The organism is Lactobacillus kimbladii, assembly GCF_014323605.1.
Classification (GTDB): domain Bacteria; phylum Bacillota; class Bacilli; order Lactobacillales; family Lactobacillaceae; genus Lactobacillus; species Lactobacillus kimbladii_B.
Genome location: NZ_SCMB01000009.1, coordinates 1 through 6,422 on the forward strand (window position 1 = coordinate 1; position 6,422 = coordinate 6,422).

4 protein-coding genes are annotated in these 6,422 nt (G+C 32.9%); all 4 read left to right on the top strand.

The annotated features are described in order from the left end of the window. Window positions 1–783 precede the first annotated feature (783 nt). Window positions 784–2,622, top strand: coding sequence for a plasmid recombination protein (locus tag ERK18_RS09155; RefSeq protein WP_187155192.1), 1,839 nt, complete (start codon window positions 784–786; stop codon window positions 2,620–2,622). Between the two features lie 1,203 nt (window positions 2,623–3,825). Next, on the top strand, window positions 3,826–4,251 hold the full coding sequence (locus ERK18_RS09160; protein ID WP_187155193.1) for a hypothetical protein: 426 nt from the start codon (window positions 3,826–3,828) through the stop codon (window positions 4,249–4,251). 45 nt (window positions 4,252–4,296) lie between these two features. After that, window positions 4,297–4,797, top strand: coding sequence for a hypothetical protein (locus ERK18_RS09165; RefSeq protein WP_187155194.1), 501 nt, complete (start codon window positions 4,297–4,299; stop codon window positions 4,795–4,797). A 315-nt stretch (window positions 4,798–5,112) separates the two neighbouring features. Further along, window positions 5,113–6,249, top strand: coding sequence for a matrixin family metalloprotease (locus ERK18_RS09170; protein WP_223897619.1), 1,137 nt, complete (start codon window positions 5,113–5,115; stop codon window positions 6,247–6,249). Window positions 6,250–6,422: the final 173 nt, after the last annotated feature.

The window sequence follows — 6,422 nt, forward strand, 5'->3', positions numbered from 1 at the left end:
CATTATCGGAAGTAGTCGCTTAACCCTTATAAACTAAGGCTCAAATTGTGCAAATTTTGCACACTTGTGAATTTAAAACCGTATAGTATTAAAAAAGCTTGTTATTGCAGGCTTTTTATTTTGCACCTTTCTGCAATTTCACAATTAGACCAATCAAAAAAGGCACGAGAAATTCTTGTGCCTTTTCCCTGCATTATTTAAGCAGTTTGTCTAGAATCATAAGTAAATCATCTAGCACTTGCTTAGCCTTTGACAACACAGAATACAGTAAAAATAAGATAATAATATCGTGCACGATTCTCACCTCCTTAGAAGAGCTAGCTAAACTCTCCAAGATGACACATAACGTGCATATTTATTTTACCAGATATGGGCTTTCGTGCTACAATTAGCTTAGAAATAAGATAATATATCGCATGTACGATATAACGTGTGGCAAGTTAGCTACTTGTAACGCGCGGTTGGCGGCCTAGTAGGTCGTCTTTTTGTTTCTTTTTTAAAAAAAGAAAATCGTATCCTTGAGGATACGATCAGACGAAAAAACAAGCACTAGTCTTTACGACTTTTGCTTGTTTTTTTCGTTATGAAATTTTGGCCATTACGTAGTTTTGGCAAAATTGAATTAAGCAGAAATTACGTTAGTTTTTCTTCTTCGCCCCCTGCGTAAGGGCGTTTGATGTAGTGACTTTTGCTGTAAGCAATTGTCACTACATCGAAAACGTTACTTTTTGGAAAAGTAACAAAAAAGAAGTAGAATAAAATCTACTCGGAGGTACCTACTTGATGAACCAAAAAATGACTATTTCATTCGCTAAAGGTAAGGCTAGCGAAACTTCAATTAAACACAACAATCGTTCTTTAGATATTGAACATTTTGATTTTGATAAAAAAGGCCATACTCATATCCAACGTGAATTTACTAAATTAAATCAAGTTTTAGTTCATCGTGATATTAAAGACGTTTATCATGAACAATTTGATCCCGCAATCGAGCTCTATAATGCCAAACAAAAACGTGCCGATCGTAAAATCAAAAATTACTATCAGCAAGTGCTTCATAGTAAAAACCAACAAACTCAACGGGAATTTATTGTTCAAGTTGGTAATCAACAAGATTATCTGAATAAAGACCGTGCTAATTCAAAAAATTGGCGTGCAGCTAAAATGATTTTGACCGAATTTGTGCATGACTTTATGCAAGATAATCCCAATTTTATTGTTTATAATGCGGTCATTCATATGGACGAGCCGGGATCGCCCCATTTACACCTTAACGTTGTTCCTGTGGCTCATTTACCGCACGCTAAGCGTGGCTTAACTATCAAGCCTAGTTTTGATAAAGCTTTGCTTGAAGAAGGCTACAAGAACGATCCTAAGGACAGTCGGGCGCTTTTTAGCAATTTTCAACACCACCAAACTGAAAAATTAAGTCAAATTGCCCTGAAATTTGGTATTGAGCGCGAAGTTGGCTTTACTAATCGTTTAAAAAACGTTCATGAATACAAACAAGCTATGCGTAGAGTAGAGCAAGTTCAAGAAATTACTAAAACCCAGCAACAAGAAAATGCCGAAGTACAAGTTAAATTAACCGATCAAGAATTAAAAAACGAGCAACTTAGCCTAAAAGTTAATGAAAAACAACAAAATTTAGCAAATTTAGCCGCTCAGAGCGTTTTTAATTCTAAAGCCGATAAATCATACATCAGCAATTTGAAACGCCTTGAAAATGTTAATAAGGGCAAAAATGCCGATTATTATTTACCAACTAAGACTTTTGGCATACTCGACAAACCACTGGCACAAAAACGAATTGCAAAATTAATTAGACAAGCCGATTTACCACAAAATTTGGTACAAATTATCGGGCAAAACAAGCAATTGCTAACGGAGAATGTCCAATTAAAAGCCCAAAATGAGCAGCTTACAGCGCAAAAGGAAACTGCAGAACTTAACGGCTACTCTCAAGGTCATACTTTCGGTGTTGAGGAAGGACGAAGAGAAGAACAGCAACGTGTCCACAAAAATGCTGGTCAGCCATATCAAGAAAAAATCAAAAAGTTACAAGCAGAAATTCAAAATCTTAACAAAATGATTACACAATCCATTGCCAATGATCATAAACAAGAAAGTGAACGAATAACCCTCAACGCTAAAATTTACGACCTACAACAAAAATTGACTACTGGCAGCGAGCCATACCAGCACCAAATTCACGATCTGCAAACTAAACTAACCGAAAAACAGCAGGAAAATCAAACTCAAGCTAAACAACTAAAACAGCAAGAACAATTACTAGCTGAACAAAAACAGGCTCTATCAACACGCAATCGACTCATTCGCCAACAACAAACACAAATTACTAAGCTAGATCAATTCGCTAAAAACTTAGTTATCGCCGTCAAGGACTGTAAACCACTAATCAAAAATATTTGGGATCAAGTTACCAAACAAGTTGGCCAACATTTTCAAAAAGACCCAGAACCAGCTTTAAAATATTTCGCCCGTTATTGGGACAAGAAAGATGTTAAAAAATTAAATCCCGAACCAAGTCAAGAAAAATTACAGGTTAAATATTTTCAGCAACAAGCACCAAGAGAACGTAGTCGTGGACTTGAACGTTAAACATTTCTCAACCACCTTTTTTAAGCAAAAAACACATCCAATCATCCTAGACACCATTAAAAGCTCTTAGAACTCAATTTTGAGCGATCTGCAGACATTACTATTCTTCACTAAATATTTTCTGATACTCTTTTTCTAACTTAAAATCTGAATACAATGCTTCATCATTTTTCCATTCCCACTCTTTAATCCACTTCTATTCCAGCACCTTACCCTCCAATATCATTTTTTACCTAACTCTTTTATTTCTTTCTCTTCCCTGCTTGATCTCTTACTCTTTTGGGGCAGACTCTCCCCATACCTAACTCTCTACTAACCGCAAAGCGGTTAGTTAGGTACTTTCCCCTTGCGAAAAGGGAATAAAAGTATCTAACTAACTTGCTTTGCAATTGTTGGTTATAACTCCGGCTTTCGCCGACACACGCTTTTTATTGGTTAATCAACGCCCTAACACCGCTTGTACCCGTTGTTTGTTTTCTCTTAGTGATGATCTAGAAGTTGCTGGACAACGTCATTACTAACCCCAGTCAATAGTACGGCGTACTATGTTCTGATACTTACGGCCATGTGCACCACTGCTGCATATTCTCCTTACAGATGTGTAATTCTAAACCTGCAGTAGTCGTCGGAACCACCCTGACCTTGTTTGCACTGCTGGTCGTCACCGCCACTTGCCCCACTGTCTCGTTACTGACTTTCGGAAATAGATTTATTACTTGAGATGGCTCTATTAAACCTGTCACTTTTTACAACTTTGTCCTGTTGGCTATTTGTGTGCTGTTTTGATAACGGAAAAACCTCCGAACTAATCTTTCACTTTAGTTCGGAGGTTTTTAGCTTTAATCTCTTGAATTATAACTTAGATTTGTTATACTAAGTATTGAATTCAAGAGGATTAAAGCTAATTTATTCGCCCGCCAAAGTGAACATGGATTAGCTTTTTTTCTTTGCCCTGACTGCTCAGCAGCCAGGGCTTTTTTAATTCATACTGTTGTCATCATAGCATAAAAACTGCTTTTTTTTAATAGTCAATTTTTTAATTTCATAAATATTATTAACAAATTCATCTCTATACTTAAAAATAACCAATATAACTATCAAAAATCACCCACAATTATAATCAAATTACCTCGCTATTTAATTGATAATCATTTAGAATTATTAATAACTAAATATAAAAACAAAAAGGAAAAGGAAAACAACATGAAAAGAAATAAAAAAAAAATCATTAACAATTTATTTGACCTAATACTAACCATAAGCCTATTATTCCTCGCCGTATATCAATGGCAAACAAATATTTTCGGCTCGATAATAGACATAATTACAGCGATAATTTTCTTTGCTATAGCATCTGTAAACGATTTTTTTAATAGCAGTATTAAAAAAAATCACAAATCATCAGCAGAAGATATTGATATCCAAAATAAGCTTGCTATAGCACAACAAAAAACCCTAAAGTTTATCAACATATTATCGCTTATAGCTGGAATTAGTCTAGTAGTTTTATATTATACTATATTAAAATATCCTGTAATTATTATTATAGGATATATTAATTTAGCATATTGGTCTATATGTCAAATAATTCCTGTTATTATATTACTAGTTAATTATTCGAAAAAATGATGAAAAATTTCACCTGTTATTATAAACTATATAAGAGGTGAAAATATGAAAGTAATCAAGAAAATATTTATAACATTTTGTACATGTTTGGCACTATCTCCTGAAATTGCTAATACAGCCATACAAACAAATACAGTTGTTGTAGCTGCTTCAATGAAAAAAGCAAAAACAAAACGTGCTAAATTGAATAGAGCTAGAAAAAATTTAGAAACTAATTTTAATTTTTCACATAAAGGAGTTATGCTGTTACCAAAAGATGTAGTTTATGCTGTTAACAAACATGGTTCAACAGACAAAATATACATTAGTGGTGCAACTGTAGGTAAACTATTTTTAAAGGTACTTAGAAGAACTCCTAAACCAATTAGAAAAATTGTATATAAAATGATTAGAAAGCATACAACCTTAGGAATTTTTGTTAAAGTCCTCGACGCATATACAGGAACGACTCACCATATACTTTACTCTGCATTTAGGCACATACATATTAATAAAACCTGGTCAAACAATTTAGCAAATATTGTATCTGCATTTTTACCAATTTAAATAGCCTATACCGCATGTAGCTTTACATAATGCATATTTCTTTCTTCATTACTTCTTGGTTACACCGGCCGTAGTGACCATTTAACACTCCCGACAGACTCATTACCTGTCTGCTTGCGTCCGCGAGTTTGCGTCGGTGCGGATACCTACTTTTATTTTTTGACAAACCACTTAAAAAGTGCATTAAAAAGTGTAACTAGCTATTACAAAGTATCAATAGGAGTAATTATATTGCATTGACAAAAAATATATGGTGTTTTATAACTAAAACCATAATTTATATTATTAAATTATTCAAATATACTGGGAGTAAAAATGAATAAAAAACTTAATAAGTTTGCTGTTTTATCATTGTCTTTGACGCTGTTTTTGAGCTATACGCCAATTAATGTATCAGCTAAAACTAAAGCTACTACACCTTATGGTTGGAGATTCCCTGAACAGCATTCAACTTATGTGATAAATAAACAATCTAAAAACTACAAATATATATGGAAAAAAGCAATTAATGGTTGGAAAAAAGCGGGATTTAAGTGGGAAAAAGCTAGCTCATCAAACACACACTTAATAGCACTTACCCAAAAACAGGATAAGAGTCTAAAGGGTTTAGCTGGTATAGATCACATGCGATATAACGTAAGTAATCACTTAATAGTCAGCAACAAAGTAGAACTAAATAAAACTTCATTAAAAAAATATAAATATACAACTAAACAAAAAATTAATGTAGCAGAACATGAATTAGGTCATGCATTAGGACTAAAGCATAATTCAAAAGGCAGTAAATCTGTAATGAATCCAGCTAATAGAACTTATTCTATTAGCAAGCCTGATATTCGAGGAATGAAAAAAGCATATTCTAAATCCGTAGCAAATTTAGGAGACGCCATTGGTAATAATATTGTTTCGATTGATTTACCTATTAAATTAAATCCAAGAATTTCGAAGCTTCATATGAATTATTCTGGTAAGACCCATAAGTTAACACTTAGCGGTAATACTTATGATATTTCTGAGTTAAATATTAAATATAATAAACAAACTATTAAAAATTATAAAGTAAAGAAAAATGGAGCTAAATTCAAAATAATTTTACCATTTAAAGGATATAAAAACTTTACAATTTACAGTGGTAAGCACTTAATTAAAACAATTTCAGCATCAAAATATACTACCGATAAACCAACCATACTTGATGCTAAAAGAAACCAAAATTCTATTGAATTAAATATTTTAACTAAACCTGGTAACATCATTAAAATTTGGGAAAATAACAAACCTATATTTTCAACAATAAGTGATATTCCCGAAGATAATATCACCTTAAACACAAATACAGTTAAGAACTATAATGATTTAAGGTTAACTCAACATAAGAGAGGTAAAAAAACCAGTAAAATGATAAAGCTACCTAAACTAAATGTAGGTGAAACGTATAAAAGTATCAGCTAAACTAACTACGCTTTTATCTATACCGCATGTAGCTTTACATAATGCGCATTATCGGAAGTAGTCGCTTAACCCTTATAAACTAAGGCTCAAATTGTGCAAATTTTGCACACTTGTGAATTTAAAACCGTATAGTATTAAAAAAGCTTGTTATTGCAGGCTTTTTATTTTGCACC